This is a genomic window from Sphingomonas caseinilytica (assembly GCF_023516455.1).
GTDB lineage: Bacteria > Pseudomonadota > Alphaproteobacteria > Sphingomonadales > Sphingomonadaceae > Sphingomicrobium > Sphingomicrobium caseinilyticum.
The window spans coordinates 1,118,151-1,134,803 of sequence record NZ_JAMGBA010000001.1 but is presented as its reverse complement, the minus strand read 5'-3'; the positions used below and the strand labels follow the sequence as shown (position 1 = coordinate 1,134,803).

General features: G+C 62.6%; 12 protein-coding genes and 1 tRNA gene. 3 read left to right on the top strand and 10 right to left on the bottom strand.

What is annotated here, in order from left to right:
• Nucleotides 1-55 precede the first annotated feature (55 nt).
• The 5 genes from LZ496_RS05700 to LZ496_RS05680 all read right to left on the bottom strand — a co-directional run bounded on the left by LZ496_RS05700 (nucleotide 56) and on the right by LZ496_RS05680 (nucleotide 5,808).
• Entirely contained in the window at nucleotides 56-490 is a 435-nt protein-coding gene (locus LZ496_RS05700) for a DUF411 domain-containing protein (protein ID WP_249903620.1), read from the bottom strand.
• Nucleotides 491-497: 7 nt separating this feature from the next.
• Nucleotides 498-1,511: a polyprenyl synthetase family protein gene (locus tag LZ496_RS05695; protein WP_249903619.1), complete on the bottom strand. Its 1,014-nt coding sequence runs from the start codon at nucleotides 1,509-1,511 to the stop codon at nucleotides 498-500.
• 126 nt (nucleotides 1,512-1,637) lie between these two features.
• Entirely contained in the window at nucleotides 1,638-3,665 is a 2,028-nt protein-coding gene (locus tag LZ496_RS05690; RefSeq protein ID WP_249903618.1) for a M13 family metallopeptidase, read from the bottom strand.
• Nucleotides 3,666-3,745: 80 nt separating this feature from the next.
• Nucleotides 3,746-5,074, bottom strand: coding sequence for a sensor histidine kinase (locus tag LZ496_RS05685; RefSeq protein WP_249903873.1), 1,329 nt, complete (start codon nucleotides 5,072-5,074; stop codon nucleotides 3,746-3,748).
• Nucleotides 5,075-5,142: 68 nt separating this feature from the next.
• Nucleotides 5,143-5,808 carry a response regulator transcription factor gene (locus LZ496_RS05680; protein WP_249903617.1) on the bottom strand — a complete coding sequence of 222 codons (666 nt, stop codon included), beginning with the start codon at nucleotides 5,806-5,808 and terminating at the stop codon, nucleotides 5,143-5,145.
• Between the two features lie 177 nt (nucleotides 5,809-5,985).
• Between LZ496_RS05680 and LZ496_RS05675 the strand changes: the two genes are divergently transcribed.
• Nucleotides 5,986-8,022, top strand: coding sequence for a TonB-dependent receptor (locus tag LZ496_RS05675; RefSeq protein WP_249903616.1), 2,037 nt, complete (start codon nucleotides 5,986-5,988; stop codon nucleotides 8,020-8,022).
• Here the strand turns inward: LZ496_RS05675 and LZ496_RS05670 are convergent.
• A complete protein-coding gene (locus tag LZ496_RS05670; protein ID WP_249903615.1) occupies nucleotides 8,019-9,575 on the bottom strand; it encodes a winged helix-turn-helix domain-containing protein in 1,557 nt (518 codons plus the stop codon). The genes LZ496_RS05675 and LZ496_RS05670 overlap by 4 nt on opposite strands.
• 165 nt (nucleotides 9,576-9,740) lie before the next feature.
• Between LZ496_RS05670 and LZ496_RS05665 the strand changes: the two genes are divergently transcribed.
• On the top strand, nucleotides 9,741-10,046 hold the full coding sequence (locus tag LZ496_RS05665; protein WP_249903614.1) for a hypothetical protein: 306 nt from the start codon (nucleotides 9,741-9,743) through the stop codon (nucleotides 10,044-10,046).
• A gap of 51 nt (nucleotides 10,047-10,097) precedes the next feature.
• On the opposite strand, the gene LZ496_RS05660 is transcribed toward LZ496_RS05665, so the two are convergent.
• The gene (locus LZ496_RS05660) at nucleotides 10,098-10,445 is read right to left on the bottom strand and encodes a hypothetical protein (protein ID WP_249903613.1); all 348 of its coding nucleotides are present in this window, start codon (nucleotides 10,443-10,445) and stop codon (nucleotides 10,098-10,100) included.
• 130 nt (nucleotides 10,446-10,575) lie between these two features.
• On the opposite strand from LZ496_RS05660, the gene LZ496_RS05655 reads away from it, so the two are divergent.
• A complete protein-coding gene (locus LZ496_RS05655; protein ID WP_249903612.1) occupies nucleotides 10,576-12,366 on the top strand; it encodes an ABC-F family ATP-binding cassette domain-containing protein in 1,791 nt (596 codons plus the stop codon).
• Between the two features lie 310 nt (nucleotides 12,367-12,676).
• Here the strand turns inward: LZ496_RS05655 and LZ496_RS05650 are convergent.
• The 3 genes from LZ496_RS05650 to LZ496_RS05640 all read right to left on the bottom strand — a co-directional run bounded on the left by LZ496_RS05650 (nucleotide 12,677) and on the right by LZ496_RS05640 (nucleotide 16,649).
• Nucleotides 12,677-12,753: transfer RNA gene (locus LZ496_RS05650), tRNA-Arg, on the bottom strand.
• Nucleotides 12,754-12,974: 221 nt separating this feature from the next.
• Nucleotides 12,975-14,807, bottom strand: a complete 1,833-nt coding sequence (locus LZ496_RS05645) for a DUF885 domain-containing protein (RefSeq protein ID WP_249903611.1) — start codon at nucleotides 14,805-14,807, stop codon at nucleotides 12,975-12,977.
• Between the two features lie 18 nt (nucleotides 14,808-14,825).
• Nucleotides 14,826-16,649, bottom strand: a complete 1,824-nt coding sequence (locus LZ496_RS05640) for a DUF885 domain-containing protein (protein ID WP_249903610.1) — start codon at nucleotides 16,647-16,649, stop codon at nucleotides 14,826-14,828.
• Between the last annotated feature and the right edge of the window lie 4 nt (nucleotides 16,650-16,653).

Genomic DNA, 16,653 nt, shown 5'->3' with positions numbered 1-16,653 from the left:
ACGATGGCCGAGCCGAAACGGGCCAGCCATCGGGAATAATACTAGTCGTCCGGACTTAGTGCCGGGCGAACACGCCGGTCGTCCCGTCGCCGCGGACGAGGATGGTGGCGTAGGGCTCCTTGCCGGCCATTTCCATTCCGGGCGAACCGGCCGGCATTCCGGGAACGGCGATGCCGGTCGCCTTGGGCTTCTGCGCCAGCAATCGCTTGATGTCGGCTGCGGGCACATGCCCTTCGATGAAGTATCCGCCCGCCATCGTCGTGTGACAGCTGGCCAGCTTGTCGGGCACGCCCAGCCGTTTCTTGACCGCCGCCATATCCTCGGTGTCGACCACCTTCACCGTGAAACCATGCTGCTGGACATGTTCGATCCATTTGGCGCAGCAGCCGCAATAGGGCGACTTCATCACCGTCAGCTGGGCCGCGTTGGCGGCCGTCGAAATAAAGGCAGCGGCGGCGAAGAAAAGCAGTGCGGAACGTCTGATACGCATAGTCACCTCAATAAGCCCTTGAGACCGCGAATTCGACCGCTTCGGTTAAGGCCGACTTGGTACGACTTGCCGGGAACATTGCCAGCGCGTCAATCGCCCGGCGGCCGTAATGTCGCGCCCGTTCCAGCGTATCGGACAAGCCTCCGGTTTCAAAAATCAGTCTCGTGGCATGAGCAAGGTCTTCGTCGCTTGTACGATCGCCCTGCATCGCTGCCTTCCAGAATTTGCGATCTTCGGTCGATCCCCGGGCATAAGCGAGGATGACGGGCAAGGTGACCTTTCCATCGCGGAAATCGTCGCCCTGGCCCTTGCCCATCGTCTCGGCGTCCGACGCATAATCGATCGCATCGTCGACCAGCTGGAAGGCAATACCGAGGTAGCGGCCATAGGCCTCCAGCGCTTCTTCCGCTTCCTCGCCGGCCTCGGCGACGACCGGCGAAATCCGGCAGGCCGCGGCGAATAGCGCGGCGGTCTTGGCATTGATGATCTGCAGGTAATGTTCTTCGCTGGTCTCGACCTGACGCTGGGCGGTCAGCTGGTCGACCTCGCCCTCGGCGATGACGGCCGATGCGTGGCTGAGGATGCGCAGCACCTTCAGGCTGCCGTCCTCGACCATCAACTCGAACGCGCGGGAAAATAGAAAATCGCCGACCAGCACGCTCGCCGGATTGCCCCAGATCATGTTGGCCGTGCGCTTGCCACGCCGCATGCCGGAGCCATCGACGACATCGTCGTGAAGCAGGGTCGCCGTGTGGATGAACTCCACGGCCGCGGCCAGCTTGTGGTGCCGCGTTCCGGTGTAATCGAGCATCGCCGCGCTCGCGAGCGTCAGCATGGGCCGCATCCGCTTGCCGCCGCCGGCGATCAAATGACCCGCAAGTTCGGGGATCATCGACACCTTGGACTGCATACGGTCCAGGATAACGGCATTGACCGCATTCATGTCGGCCGCGGTCAGCGCGATCATCGGGTCGAGCGAAGGGGCGCGCTTGTCGCCCAGCTGGTGGATAGACGCAGTCACGGCCGCCGCCGTAATGCGCGTTGTGCGCGAGGGCAAGGAAGTGCGTCATTGTGAGCGGAGCGAAGCAATCCAGCATCGTGGATTGCTTCGTCGCTCACGCTCCTCGCAATGACGATCGAGCGGCGCCTACCAGATGCGAACCCGCTCTTCCGGCGGCAGGTACATCTTGTTGCCCGGCTTCACGTTGAAGGCCTTGTACCATTCGTCCATGTTCCGGACGACGCCGTTGACGCGATACTCGGCCGGTGAGTGTTCGTCGGTCAGGAGCTGGGCGCGGAGCGCGCCTTCGCGGTTCTTGCGCTGCCAGCTGTAGCCATAGGCGACGAAGAAGCGCTGGTCGCCGGTCATGCCGTTGATCACCGGCGGCTCACCGTGCGTCGCGACATAGCGGCGATAGGCGGAGTAAGCGACTTCCAGACCGCCCAGGTCGCCGAGGTCTTCGCCCAGCGTCAGCTGCCCCTTGATATGTACGCCGGGGATCGGCTCATAGGCGTCATATTGCTTCACCAGCCGCTGCGCGCGTGCGTCATATTGCTTGGCGCTGGCCTCGGTCCACCAGTCGCGAAGCTTGCCCGAACCGTCGAACTTGCGACCCTGGTCGTCGAAGCCATGACCGATTTCATGGCCGATGGTGGCGCCGATGCTGCCGTAATTGGCGGCCGCATCCGCATCCGGATCAAAATAGGGCGGCTGCAGGATCGCGGCCGGGAAGGTGATCTGGTTCTGCGTCGGATCATAATAGGCGTTGTTGGTCTGCGGGGTCATTCCCCACAGGGCCCGGTCGACCGGCTTCTTCATCCGCTCCAGTTCAAGGTTCCAGTCGAATTGTTCGGACCGCATGTAGTTGCCGAGCAGGTCGGATCGATCGACCTTCAACGTCGAATAATCGATGTATTTTACCGGATGCCCGGTGCGCGGATCGAAGGTGGCGAGCTTGGCCAGCGCTTCCTTCTTTGTCGCCGCGTCCATCCAGCTGTTGGTCTCGATCTTTTCCTGTAGCGCCGCCCGGAAATTCTGGATGAGCTCGCCCATCTGGCGGCTAGCTTCGGGCGGGTAGTGGCGCTGGACGTAAATCTGGCCGACAGCCTCGCCGAGTGCGCCGTTGACCAGGTCGACGCCGCGCTTCCAGCGGTCGCGCTGGGTGGGAACGTCGCGCAAGGTCTTCGAATAGAAATCGAACCGTGCCTGGTCGAACTCCTTGGGCAGATAGGTCGCGTGGTTGCTGATGAAGCGGGCGGCTTCATAATCCTTCCACGTGTCGAGCGGCACGCTGTCGATCAGCTTGGCGGTTTCCTGGACCGCGCTGGTTTCCATCACCACGACCGTCTTGAGGTCGCCCAGGCCAAGCTTTGGAAGTGCCCGGTCCCACTGCAGCTGCGGCGCGAAACTGGCCAGCTTCGCGCGATCCATCGGATTGTAGATCTTGCTGACGTCGCGGCTATCTTCCGGCTTCCAGTGGACCTTCGCGATGGCTGCTTCGAGGGCGTAGACCCGATCCGCCCTGGCGGCAGCATCCGAGATACCGGCGAGCGTGAACAGCTTGGTCAAATAGCCCTTATAGGCTGCGCGATAGCCATCATATTTGGCGCCCTCGAGCAGGTAATAATCGCGGTTCGGAAGTCCGAGTCCGCCCTGGCCGGTGTAGACGCCGTAGCGCGTCGGGTCCGACAGGTCCGGGAAGATCGAGAGGCTGACCGGCGAGGGATAACCGACGATCGCAAACAGGTCGGCCAGTTCCGCCTTGTTCTTGACCGCCGCGATCCGGTCGAGGTGCGGCTTCAGCGGGGCGAGACCCTTGGCTGCAATGGTCGCCTCATCCATCCAGCTTCCGTAGAAATCGCCGATCTGCTGACCGATGTGGCCGGAGCTTGCGCTGTCCTTGGCCATATCCTCGACGATCGCGCGCACATCGCGGTCGATCTGGTCGTTGAGGACGGAATCGATACCGACGAAGGTCCGGTCGGGCGCGATCTCGGTCCGCTTCGACCAGGCCCCATTGACGTACTGGAAGAAATTGTCGCCCGGCTTCACCGTGGAATCCATCGCGGTGAGGTCGACACCCCAGGGCGCGAAGGTCGGCTGACCGTTGCGCGCGGTTGCCGGCGCGACTGCAAAAATAGACGCAGCCGCCAGAAGCAGGAATTTTTTCGACATTGAATCAGCCCCTTACCCTAAACTCAAGCGCGCGAAGGTAGTGCTCGCACTGTCGCTGCCAAGCCCATTTCGATGAATGGTCAGGCGGCAATCTGCTGCGGCGCTTCGGGTAGTGACAATGTGACCAAAAGCCCGCCCAGATCCTCGCTCTCGTCGAGCGAGATCTTGCCGCCATAGATTTCGGCCACATCGCGAACGATCGCGAGGCCAAGTCCGGTTCCGGGCTTGCCGGTCGTGTCGAGCCGTTTCCCTCGCTCGAACATCTCGGTCCGCTCCGCTTCGGCGATGCCCGGCCCGTCATCTTCGATTTGTACCGTGACCCGGCCATTGATTGCCGGATCGACGGTGATGAACACCCGGCCATTCCCATATTTGGCGGCATTCTCGACGAGGTTGCCCAGCATTTCGTCCAGATCCTGCCGTTCCACACGGACCTGTGGGTCCTTGCTTCCGACCAAATCGATGGTGACGTGCGGATAGAGCGTCGAAACGGCACGCTCGACGGCTTCCGCGCTTTCCCAGACCGTTGCCCTGGCCTGCGCCGACGCACGCCGCCCGATCGCTCGGGCTCGGGCAAGATGGTGATCCACCTGACGGCGCATCACGGATGCCTCGCGGATGACAGTATCGTTGAGATCGCTCGAATGGGCGGTCGCCGCGTTGGTGATTACGGTCAGCGGGGTCTTCAGCGCATGGGCTAGGTTGCCCGCATGCCGACGAGCCTCTTCGGCCTGCGCCTCGCTATGGGCCAGAAGTTCGTTGATCTCGTCGACCAGCGGCTCGACTTCCCTCGGAAAATCCTCTGCGATCCGGGTTTGCATGCCGCTTCGGATCGCGGAAACTTCGCGCCGAATCCGGCGCAGCGGCCACAACCCGTAGATCGCCTGCAATGCCGCCAGCACCAGCAGGCCCAGACCCAGTGCAGCGAAGCTTCGCACCAGCGTCGAACGCAACTCCTTTAGCTGCCCGTCGATCGCCTCGCGCGATTGCGCTACCTGGAACCGCCAGCGGACGTCGGACCCCGGCAAGACGACGTCGCGCTCCAATATGCGCAGCGGCTCCCCTTCGAATTCAAAGCTGTCGCGCTTGTGCAGCTCTACGTCGTTGTGCGCCTCGTCGGCCTTGAGCCTGCGATCCCACAGCGATCTCGAAGGAAAGACCTCCTGGCCCTTGCCGCTGATCTGGAAATAGGCACCCGAATAAGGCTCCAGGAACCGCTGGTCGGCAGGCGGCCTCGAAAAGCGAACTTCGCCCTCGGGCCCGATCTCGGATGCCGCGATCATCGCGTTCAGCACATATTCGAGCTGCTGGTCGAAATTCTGCACGATCCCGCGTGCCAGCACCCGGTCGAGCGCATAGCCGCCGATCAGCAGGAGTGCGCCGATCCAGATCGCGGCAATCGTGATCATTCGCCGCGTAAGCGACCCGCCGCGGCGTTCCCTGACTTTCACCACCGCCTGTTCCGAGGCGGCCTCACTCAAGCGCCGGGATCCTCAAGGCTGTAGCCAAGGCCGCGAATGGTGGTGATCGTATCCGCGCCCAGCTTCTTGCGGATACGCGTCACGAACACCTCGATCGTGTTGCTGTCACGGTCGAAATCCTGGTCGTAGATATGTTCGATCAGCTCGGTCCGGCTGACCACCTTGCCCTTGTGGTGCATGAGGTAGCTCAGCAGCTTATATTCCTGAGCGGTCAGCTTCACCGGTTCGCCCGCCTTGGTGACCTTGCCCGACCGAGTGTCGAGCCGGATGTCACCGGCAATCAGTTCCGACGACGCAACGCCCGCCGCACGGCGGATGAGCGCGCGAAGCCGCGCGATCAGCTCTTCGGTCTGGAACGGCTTGGCCAGATAATCGTCGGCGCCGGCATCAAGACCAGCAACCTTGTCCGACCAGCTGTCGCGGGCGGTCAGCACCAGTACGGGCATCTTGCGCCCTTCCTTGCGCCAGCGGTCCAGCACGGTCAGGCCGTCGATCTCGGGCAAGCCAAGGTCGAGCACCACCGCATCATAGCTTTCGGTCGAACCCAGATAGTGGCCATCCTCGCCGTCCGTCGCCAGATCGACGGCATAGCCGGCGCCCTCCAGTGTCGAACGGAGCTGGCGGCCCAGATTGGGTTCGTCCTCGACAATCAACACGCGCATGAATTCATTCCTCGAAAATTTGCTCGCTGTCACAAACACGCGCGAAGCTGAACGGTTGCTTGTCCGCAACGAGCTCTGAAGCACGAAGGGCAAAAGTCAATCCGGCCCTCTTTAGCAGAGAGTTGCCGTTTCGGTGCCGAAAAGATTAGGTTGGCAGGGTCCGATACGGGGGGATCGATGCTCTCTTTGGCCTGCGCTGCATCGATGGCGATGGTTGCCGTGATCGACGATCCGGGCATCGACCAGCCGCAAGAGCAGCAAGGGGACGAGATTGTCGTCACTGGCGAGCGGATTCCAAGGACTCTGCGCGAGACCGCTTCAAGCCTGTCGCTTGTGAGCGAGCGCGACATCGAGGCGCAATCTGCGGACAGGGTCGACCAGCTGCTGGCGCTGATCCCGAACGTCCAGCTCGGCAATGGGAGCGAAGGTCCCGCGATCCGCGGCCAGGATACGACCGGCGCGCTGCAGGCGCTTCCGGCATTCCTCGGCGGTAACCGGCCGCGAACGACGCTGATCGTGGACGGCAGGCGAATGACCTACAACGAATTCGTCTTCGGGGCACAGCCGGCTTGGGATCTCGACCGTGTCGAGGTTTTCCGAAGTCCGCAGACCACCACCCAGGGCCAGAATTCGATCGCCGGCGCCATCTTTGTCTACAGCAACGACCCGACATCGAAGCCCGAGCATCGTGCCAGAGCGATCGGCGGCAATTATCGCACCGGCCAATTCTCTGCCCTGGCGTCAGGTCCCATAACCGACGAGGTGGCATTCCGTGTCGCGGGCGACATCCGCTACAGCCACACGACCAGTCACATTGCCGACCGGATCGAGGATGGCGATCCGAACCACGACGTTTTCGGTCTGGCTCGCGTCAAGCTGCTGGCAATACCGAGTTGGAACCCCGGCGCGCGATTTGAGCTGGTCTACAGCCACACCCATTCCCAGGCCCCGCAAATTGTCGGCCTCACCCAACCGTTTCGGGAAAGGCGCGACGAGAATGGATTTTACGGTGTTTTCAAGATCAACGTCGATTCACTGACCGCGACCGCGCACCAGCCGCTGGCACCCGATCTCGCCCTGGAAGTGGTGATCACTGGCGGTGACAGCGACACGCGGCGGCTGGCGTTCCCGGGCCTCGGCCAAACGCAAATCGACGGCCGCGACTGGTCGGCGGAAGCGATCCTCAACTGGTCGCCAGTAGGGTCTCTGCAGGGGGTTGCCGGAGTCAGCCGAACGCACCAGCAGCTGCGCCAGTCCATCGACCTGTCATTACTTAGCGGCATCGGCCGTTTCGATGACAAGCAAGGCTCGTTCGGCCTGTTTGGCGAGACCAGCATCGTGGTCCTGCCGCGCATGACCCTCACTGTCGGCCTTCGCTATCAGCAAGACCGACAGGACCGCACCGGTGCATTTGTCGCGGAAGAGGAGAGCGTGCCGCTCGATTTCGACCGGACGTTCCATGCCTGGCTGCCCAAGCTGTCGCTGGCCTACGACCTGAGCTCGGACGTGCGCGTCGGCGCCTTGGCCCAGCGCGCCTATAACCCGGGCGGGACGACCCTTCGTTTGGACACCGGCGAGCCTGACAATTTTGAGGCGGAATTTCTCTGGGACTATGAGGCATTCGTCCGCGCGCGCCTGGCCGGCAGCCGCGCCGACCTGTCCGCCAATCTTTTCTACTACGACATGGAGGATGCGCAGCGGGCGAACGGGATCTTCGTCAATGCTCCCGGCGGCTTTCCGGTGGGGTTCTCCGATCTGTTCAACGCACAAAAGGCGTACAGTTACGGAGCAGAGGTTGGGCTCGCTTGGCGCCCGACCGATCGAATCGAGACACGGGTCTCGATCGGCCTGCTGCGCACCAAACTGGTCGATACCGGTTCAGGCTATGAAGAATTCGCCGGCAATGAATTCGGCCGCTCGCCCCGTTTCAGCGTGGCCGCGGCGGTGGACTGGGAAGCAACGCCGAATCTCCGCCTGTCTGCCCAAGCCCGCTACCACGGCGATTATTACAGCGACGACAGCGGCAATCCCGATGTTCGCATATCACCCGCCACGATCGTCGATGCCCGGGCCGAATATCATCTGCGGCGGTTCACCCTGTTCGCTTATGCGCGCAACCTGTTCGACAATTTCGCCCTGATATCCGGCGATCCGAATGGAGCGACCGCAGAAGATCCTCGAATGGTCGGGGTGGGGATCGAGAGCCGCTTCTAGTCGAAGCGCTGATAATCTGGCTGCACGCCGCGTTCCCGCCAGTAATCGGTTAGGCCGAACTCGTCACAGAGCTTCAGGAACCGGGGATCGGCCCTCATGGCGGCAACCGGCGGTGTGAACAGCCACTGCGTCATCCGCCGGCTGTAGTCGTCCATCGCCTTCCCATCCGCCTGGTCTGCGCTCACAATCTTGCCGCGCCACAGCAGGAAGCCATTGGTCACTTCAAATGCGGCATCCACCCGCCCCATCGCGCACAGGACCATGACGAGGTCATTCACGACGATCGGATGGAGCTTCGCCTGTTCAAGGCACTTGGCCTCGGTCGCCGCAATTGCCCTCACCGAGCGCGTTTCAATTGCCTCCAGCGCCGTTCGCCACATCTCCGCCCATTCCGATCCGCCCATTAACTCGGCTGCGCTGTCTAACATGCCGCGGGCTGCGCGAGGGCGATCGCTTAGGGCAAACAGGATGAAGCGAACCCAGTTGCCGAACACATATTCCGGCCAAAGCCCCCGTACCCGATCGATGACATTGTCGGATTCCCGGATCCGGCCCAGGATCCATAGCTTGAGTGCGCGAATAACGAGGTAGGGACGCGCCAGAGGCGACGCGCTTAGTATGCGCTCGTTCCACGTCCAGGACTCGCGCGTGTAACCGGCCGCCTGAAGTAGCGGCATGAGCTCGATCGTGGCCGGCAGATTGTCCGGATACTTGGCCAATATCTCCCGAAGGCGGCGATCCCGATCGATCCAATTGAGCATTCGGCCTTCAAGCAGGTACGTCGCGACCCGCGCGTTGGGCTCGTTAGCGTCGATCTCCAGTGCATGCTGGATCGTGGCGCTCGCCTCGGTAATGAGGCGCGGCGAAACGTTGGCCGGCGCCGCGTCTGCCTTCATGGTCCGGAAATAGGCCAGGAGGCCCCAGGCCTTGGCGCTGTCAGGCTCCAGACGGGTAGCCTCCTCATAGATTTCGATCAGTTTCGGGCGATTGGTTGCGTCGGTGTCCCATTGCTCGAACGCGGTCCCATCCCGAAAGGCATCGTCTCCGCGCGCCATCAATGCATCGAAGCGCGGATCGTTTGAACGACCGGTTGCCCACCAGAGCGCGCCGCCGCCGATCGCCGCCGCCGCGACTCCTCCGCCAATCACAAGTCGGCGAGATATCGGCCGGTGAGTTTCATCCGTGGGTTGGGGAGAAACCTCCCGGACTTCGCCTGTCAGCTTGTAGCCAGTACGTGGAATTGTCTTGAGGTCGAATTCCGTGGAGCCGACGTCGCTTGCCGCCTTGCGGATGGCCGCAATGGTTCGGTTGAGGCTGTCGTCGCCAACATAGAGCCCGCCCCAGCATCGCCCGAACAGCGTCTCCCTGGTGACAACCGTCCCGGCCGCGTCGGCGAGAACCACCAGGACCTGCAAGACCCTTGGCTCAATGACGACTGAGCCATCTGGCCCGGTCATGGTGCGATTGGAAGGGCTGACGATGACGTCGCCCAAATGAAAGTCGCCGCGTGCCACCAACTCGGATGTTGTCAGCATTCGATCAGCGAGGTTCATCCAGCGCTATTCCCCCTGCGGTCACCAAGAAGGCTCGACGCCATCGGCAAATGATCGGCAGATCATCATCGCACATCAGGTGATCCATTTCTACGCGAGAGGCCTTCCGGCCTTTGGGCGGAGCCACGCGAGTTCAGATACCCGCGCAGAAATAGGAGACATTCGATGAGGAAGGTCTTGGCTTTACTGGTTATCGGAACAATCGCCGTCGCCGGCCCGGCCTCGGCAAATCATCCGGGATATCTCGACACGCCTTTCGACAGTCGGGGCGCATGCGAAGTGCAGCGTAATGCGCTGAGCAATGAGGACGATTGGCTGGCCGAAGATTTTCCCCAGCTCTTCTCCAGCATTGGCGAAGTCCGGAGCTTCCTGAACCGGGCATTCCCGTGCGAACTCAACGATGGCCAATGGTACATTACCGACCATCGGATCGAAGTGCTGGAAAGCGACTGGTTCCTTCGCCGCCAGTAAGGAAGATTGCACTAGGCCGCCGCCGCGGGCTCTCAGGCCGGTGGCGGCGTCTTAGTCGTCCGACTTGCCGAGGATACGGCCCGTTCGCGGGTCGACGTCCACCCAGATGACCTTGCCACGGTCGAGGAACTTCATCCGGACGTTGGAACCGCGCATCTCGGGGCCGAGATAGTCGGCGCCGCCCATGTGCGGAATGACTTTCCGCTCGATCTGCGGAAGCGGCATGGAACGTCCCTCGCGCTGGGCGCGGAAGGCACGATCCTGGTCGCGCGGACGATCGTCCCAGGCAAGGCGTGCGACTTCGTTCGCCGGGCGATGGGCGGGGCGGGCAAGCGCAGGGGTGGCGACCGCGGCACTGGCGGCGCAAAGCGCAAGGACAAGGGTACGGAACAGGCTCATCAGCAAATCTCTCGCCGATGTGACTAAAGAACCGGCATTGAACAAGTTATGAATGCCCTTGTTGCGTAACGTTCAGCATTGGCGCTCACCCCCGTGACGCAGCGGGTAACCTAAGCTAGTGCCCGCCGCGATGGCACCCCCAATTTTGTCCTTTGAAGACCTCGGCCTGATCCAGGGTGAAGGTTGGCTCTTCCGCAATCTCGATATTTTCATCGGGCCGAGGGACCGGCTGGCCCTGATCGGCCGTAATGGAGCGGGCAAGACGACCTTGTTGAAATGCCTCGCCGGTCTCGTCGACACGGACGAGGGCACCCGCAAGATCGTGCCCGGTACCAAGGTCGTGCTTCTGGAGCAGGACACGGACATGCGCGGCCATGCGACGCTCGAGGATTGGATCTTGTCGGGCGACGACGCTCCGGCGGCCCACGAAGCGGCGGCAATTGCCCAGCAGATCGGAATCGACCTGTCGCGCGACGTCGCGACTGCAAGCGGTGGAGAGCGGCGGCGCGCGGCGATCGTCCGCGCGTTGGCTCGGGATCCGGACGTGTTGTTCCTCGACGAGCCGACCAACCATCTCGATCTTGGCGCGATCGATTGGCTTGAGGATTGGCTGCAGCGTTTCAAGGGCGCCTTCATCGTCATCAGCCACGACCGGACCTTTCTCAATCGCCTGACGAAAAGCTGCCTTTGGCTCGACCGGGGCAACATCCGCCGCGCCGAAATCGGCTTCGGCGGGTTCGAGGCCTGGACCGAGGCCGTCTATGCCGAGGAACAGCGGGCGGCCGAAAAGCTCGATGCAAAGCTCGCGCTCGAGCTCCACTGGCTGCAGCGCGGCGTGACCGCGCGCCGTCGCCGCAACCAGGGAAGGCTGGCGAAGCTCAACGAGATGCGCGCGCAGCGGGCAGCGATGATGGGTCCCGCCGGCGGCGCCAAGCTCGGCCTCGCCAAGGACGATGTGAAGACCAAGACGGTGATCGATGCCGACCAGGTCGCCAAATCGTTCGGAGACCGTCCGATCATTCGCGACTTCACCCTGCGCATCCAGCGCGGCGACCGTATCGGGCTGGTCGGCGCCAACGGCACCGGCAAGACCACCTTGCTGAAGCTTTTGACCGGAGAGCTAAAGCCGGACTCCGGCACAGTGACCCAAGCCAAGACCCTCTCAGGCATTGTCATCGACCAGCAGCGCAAGCTGATGTCTCCTGAAAAGCGCGTTCGAGACGTGCTTGCGGAGGGAGGCGACTGGATCGACGTCCGCGGCGCGAAGAAGCATATCAAGGGCTATCTGAAGGAATTCCTGTTCGATCCGTCGCTGACCGAGGCGCCGGTCGGCTCACTGTCGGGCGGCGAGCGGTCGCGGCTGCTGCTGGCGCGCGAATTCGCCCGCGCCTCGAACCTCCTCGTGCTGGACGAGCCAACCAACGACCTCGACCTAGAGACGCTGGATCTGCTCCAGGAAGTGATCGCCGACTATGAGGGCACGGTCCTGATCGTCAGCCACGACCGCGACTTCCTCGACAAGACGGTGACAGTGACGCTGGGGCTCGACGGGTCGGGCAAGGTCGACGTTGTCGCCGGCGGCTATGAGGATTGGGTCCGGAAGAGATATCAGGACCATCGCAAACCCGCGAAGCCGAAGGAGTCTTCAACCGCTTCGGCTACACCGCAGCCCAAGGCGGCCGCCGTCAAACTCAGTTACAAGGACCAGCGGGACTTCGACAGGCTGCCGGCCGAAATCGAAAAGCTCGAAGCCTCGATCTCGGCCGACGAGGAAGCGCTGCACGACCCCGACCTCTTTGCCCGCGATCCGAAGCGCTTCGCCGAACTAACCGAACGCATCGCCCGCCATCGGGCCGATGTGGAGGCGGCGGAACTTCGCTGGCTTGAAGTTGCCGAAATGGCGGAACAGCTGGCCCGGTGAGGTCCAGCCCCCGATTAGGCTGCGGACCGCGTCCTCACAGCCTGGGCCAGACCATGGCATCGCGCACATAGGTCGTCATCGCTCGGCCTGTCCTTCCGAATTGAGAAACTTTGGATCGGATAGGATTCGCAATCCGGATGCCAGTGCCACAAACCGTTCTTACGCTTGCTCGCAACGCCACGACGATAATCGATCATTGACCCCCCAACGCGAAGCAACATCCCGACGCAATGCTAATCAGCTTTTGTTACGTAAAGCAAACAAGCTTCTTAATTGGATGTAACAACCCGATCGCGGCAGCAGCCGAACGTGGCCCGCTCCGAGGGACTCGAACCCCCAACCTCCGGGTTCGAAGCCCGGCGCTCTATCCGGTTGAGCTAGGAGCGGTAGCGTCCGTGCCGATCTAGAAGAGAAGTCGGCTGCTTTCCAGCCATAGCGGACGATGGTGCAGAGTTCGAATTTCCTGTCCTACAGCCACCCGCCCATGACAAGATGACAGCCGGCTCTTTCGTACTGTCGGCATTGGAATGATCGTTGCGGCCAATGTCCCGCTAACTTCACAAAAATGGTCCGATGGCCCATGCAAATAGTGAAGTTAACGTGCCTCGCTAACCTTGCGCCAGCCGCGCCTTGACCCGTTCGTCGATCCGCCGCTCGAGAATCGTGAGCGGCATGGCGCCTTCGCGAAGGATCTCGTGGAATTCGCGCAGGTCGAATTTCGAGCCCAGGGCCCTTTGCGCTTTCTGTCGCGCCCGCAACCAGGCGATGTGCCCGATCTTGTAGCTGCACGCCTGGCCCGGCGAGGCGCAGTAGCGCTCGATCTCGCGCTGCACCCGGCCATGGGCGAAGCCGGTGGTTGCGACCATATGCTCGATCGCCTGTTCGCGGGTCCAGCGCTTGTGGTTGAGGCCCGTGTCGACGATCAGCCGCTCGGCACGGAACAGGAAGCTCTGCAGGTATCCGGCACGCTCGACGTCCTTGTATCCGCCAAGCTCGTCGGCCAGCTGTTCGGAATAGAGCGCCCAGCCTTCGCCATAAGCCGAGTAGAAGGCGATGCGGCGAAGCATCGGCAGGTCGCCTGACTTCTGCGCAATGCTGAGCTGCAGGTGATGGCCCGGAACGCCTTCGTGATAGGTCAGCGCCGGCAGCGTATATTTCGGCCAGTCGCCGGTCGACTTCAGGTTGATGAAGTAGATCGCCGGGCGCGACCCGTCGAGGGTCGCCTGCCGGTAATAGCCGTTCGATGCGCCATCCTGGATTTCCGGCGGCACGCGGCGGATTTCGAGCGGCTGGTCGGGGAGGGTAGAGAAGGCCTGCGGCAGCTTGGCATACATCGCCTTTACGCCGGCATTGAGGTCGTCGATCAGCTGGACCCGCCCTTCGTCGGTGTTCGGATAAAGCTGGTCGGGCCGCTTGTTGAACTCGGTCAGCCGCTCGCCGACCGTACCTGTCGTAAGCCCAGCGGAGCGCAGGATCTTGTCGAGCTCCGCGCTGATCTCCGCAACTTGCTCCAGACCGATCTTGTGGATCTCGTCGGCGGTGAAATTGGTGGTCGTCGCTTCGGCCAGCGCGGCCGCATAGATTTCATCGCCGTTCGGCACGCGCCAAACGCCATCGCCCGGACGGCTCTTCGAACGAAGTTCAGTGACCGCGGCGATTTCCTTGTCGAGTGCAGGATAGACCTGGTCGGCCACGATCTTGGCTGCGCGAGCGCGCCATTCGCCTGCGACATTCTTCGCGGCTGCGCGGCTGGCGAGAGAATCCGCCAAGGTGCTTTGCTCGGGCGTCGGAGCGCGGAGGTCCGCCATCTGCTTCAGCGCAAGGTCGAGCGCCCAAACTGGCGCGAGGAAACCTGTCCCCGCCTGACGGCGCACTTCGGCGGTTTCATTGTCCAGCACCATCGCGAACTGCGCCAGGCGCGACAGATAGGCTTCGCCGTCGGCCGCATTATCGATCGTATGCGCGCTATGGAGGAAGTCCGGGATCGAGAAGTATGAGCCGTCCTGCTGGCTCACCTCATAGGGGCTTTGCGGGTTGGAAATGCCGAACTGCTTCGGCCCGACATTGTTGGTCTTGAGGTCCCACAGGATCACTTCGCGGTTGAGCTTGGCCGCATCCGACAGCCCGGCCTCCGGCACCGCTTCCAGCCAGCCGATGAACTTGTCTGTGCGTGCCGCTTCCTCTGCCCGAGCCGCGGCGACCGGCCGGGTGTCGAACTTGGAGCGGAGTGGTGCCAGCTCGCCCTTGTCGAGGCCGAGGAAGGTCGCATAGGTCGGCGATGTCCGCACCTGCTCCTGGAAGATGCGTTCGAACACATCGTTGAGCGCCTTGTCGCCCGTGCCGGCCGTCGGCTGAAGGCCCAAGGCCTGGGCCTTGTTGGCCGACAGCAGCGGCAGGGTCAGAGCAGCCGCACCGGTTGTCAGAAATTCGCGACGATCCATTACCCGCTCCCTTTGCACTTAGCCGCGCAGCGCGGCCTCGGCCCTTGCCTTGATCCGCTCCTGAAGGATCGACAGCGGCATCGCGCCTTCCTTCAACACTTCGTGGAATTGCCGGATGTCGAATTTCGCGCCCAGCGTCTTTTCGGCTTCGGCCCTGGCACGCGTCCATGCGAGGTGGCCGATCTTGTAGCTGCAGGCCTGCCCGATCGACACGCAGTAGCGGTTCACCTCCCGCTCCAGGCGCGTACGCGTGATGCCGGTCGTCTGGACCATATAATCGACCGCCTTCTCCCGGCTCCAGCCCTTGGAGTTTAGCCCGGTGTCGACGACCAGCCGCGCGGAGCGGAACAGGAAGGACTGGAGATATCCGGCCCGTTCGATCCCCTCATAGCCGCCGATCTCCTCGGCAAGCTGTTCGGAATAAAGCGCCCATCCTTCGACGTAAGCATTGTAGAAGCTGACCTTACGAAGCATCGGAATGTCTTTCGATTCCTGGGTCAGGCTGATCTGCAGATGATGGCCCGGCACGCCCTCGTGATAGGTCAGCGAGTTGAGCCCGAACTTCGGCCGGTCGGCGGTATTCTTGAGATTGATCCAGTAGATCGCTGATCGCGAGCCATCCAGCGAGGCCGGGTTGTAGTAGCCGTTCGACGCGCCGTCCTGGATCTCGGGCGGCACGCGCCGGATCTCCAGCGGTTGTGTCGGGACCGTGGCGAAGGCTCGCGGCAGCCGTGCCTGCATCGCTCGGTAAGCGGTGTTGAGTGACGCCAGCAACTGTGCGCGGCCCGGGTCGGTGTTCGGAAAGACTTGTTCCGGCGAACTCCCCAGCGCGATCAGCCGATCGCCGACCGAACCCTGCGTGTAACCCGCTGTTCGAAGCAGCGGATCGAGAAGGGCCGTATATCCGGCGACCTGCGCGAGGCCCAGTTGATGAACCTCATCCGGGGTCATCTTGGTGGTCGTCGCCTGTTCCAGTGCCGCGGCGTGGATTGCCGCGCCGTTGGGCAAGCGGGTGGCGCCGTCGCCGGGCGCGGTCGTCGGCAGCAATGCGCGCAAAACCGCGACCTGCCGGTCAAGCGCCGGATAGACTGCTCCGCTCACGATCTTCGTGGCGCGGGCTGCCCAATCGCCGGCGATCTTCTTTTCCGACGTACGCCGGACTAGCGATTGGACCAGGCCACTGCTCTCGGCGGGCTGTTCGCGCAGTTTGCTGATCTGGCCCAATGCCATTTCAAGAGCCCAGGCCGGGGCCAGGAAACCGCGTGCGGCCTGCCGCTTCTGCTCTTCCGTTTCGAAATCGAGGATCTGCGGAAACTCAGCCAGGCGTGACAGATAGGCCTCGGCATCCGACGCCGTTTCGATCGGATGGGCCGAATTGAGGAAGTCCGGGATGGAGAAGTAGGCACCGTCCTGCTGGGAGATCAGGTAGGGCCCCTGAACGCTGTCCAGGTCGAACTGGGTCGGCGGCATGAGCTGAGACCGGATATCGTAAAGTACGATCTCCCGATTGACCGCTGCGGCTGGTGACAGGCTGGCTGGAGGAATTGCCTCGATGGCTTTTAGCGCATCGCGGAGACGAGCCACATTCTCGGCCCGCGCCTGCTGGCCGGGTTTGGGATCGAACGTACCCCTGAGCGCTGCTTTCGCGCCGGTATCGAGACCAAGGCTGGTCGCGAAAGCCGGCGAGTTGGAGAGCAGTCGATCGAAGATCTGGTCGAACACCGCATTGAGCGCCGCGTCACCCGATCCCGCCTGAGCGGCGCTCACTGGCGAAGCGGCGGCGAGGAGTGGCAAACCGAGCGCTGTCACTCCGCCGCGCGCAAGGAAGTCTCTACGGTCCATTTCC

Coding starts and splice junctions, on each gene's coding strand:
- LZ496_RS05665 (WP_249903614.1), top strand. CDS start 9,741: ATGAGGAAGGTCTTGGCTTTACTGGTTATCGGAACAATCGCCGTCGCC.
- LZ496_RS05645 (WP_249903611.1), bottom strand. CDS start 14,807: ATGGATCGTCGCGAATTTCTGACAACCGGTGCGGCTGCTCTGACCCTG.
- LZ496_RS05640 (WP_249903610.1), bottom strand. CDS start 16,649: ATGGACCGTAGAGACTTCCTTGCGCGCGGCGGAGTGACAGCGCTCGGT.
- LZ496_RS05660 (WP_249903613.1), bottom strand. CDS start 10,445: ATGAGCCTGTTCCGTACCCTTGTCCTTGCGCTTTGCGCCGCCAGTGCC.
- LZ496_RS05680 (WP_249903617.1), bottom strand. CDS start 5,808: ATGCGCGTGTTGATTGTCGAGGACGAACCCAATCTGGGCCGCCAGCTC.
- LZ496_RS05690 (WP_249903618.1), bottom strand. CDS start 3,665: ATGTCGAAAAAATTCCTGCTTCTGGCGGCTGCGTCTATTTTTGCAGTC.
- LZ496_RS05685 (WP_249903873.1), bottom strand. CDS start 5,074: ATGATCACGATTGCCGCGATCTGGATCGGCGCACTCCTGCTGATCGGC.
- LZ496_RS05670 (WP_249903615.1), bottom strand. CDS start 9,575: ATGAACCTCGCTGATCGAATGCTGACAACATCCGAGTTGGTGGCACGC.
- LZ496_RS05655 (WP_249903612.1), top strand. CDS start 10,576: ATGGCACCCCCAATTTTGTCCTTTGAAGACCTCGGCCTGATCCAGGGT.
- LZ496_RS05700 (WP_249903620.1), bottom strand. CDS start 490: ATGCGTATCAGACGTTCCGCACTGCTTTTCTTCGCCGCCGCTGCCTTT.
- LZ496_RS05675 (WP_249903616.1), top strand. CDS start 5,986: ATGCTCTCTTTGGCCTGCGCTGCATCGATGGCGATGGTTGCCGTGATC.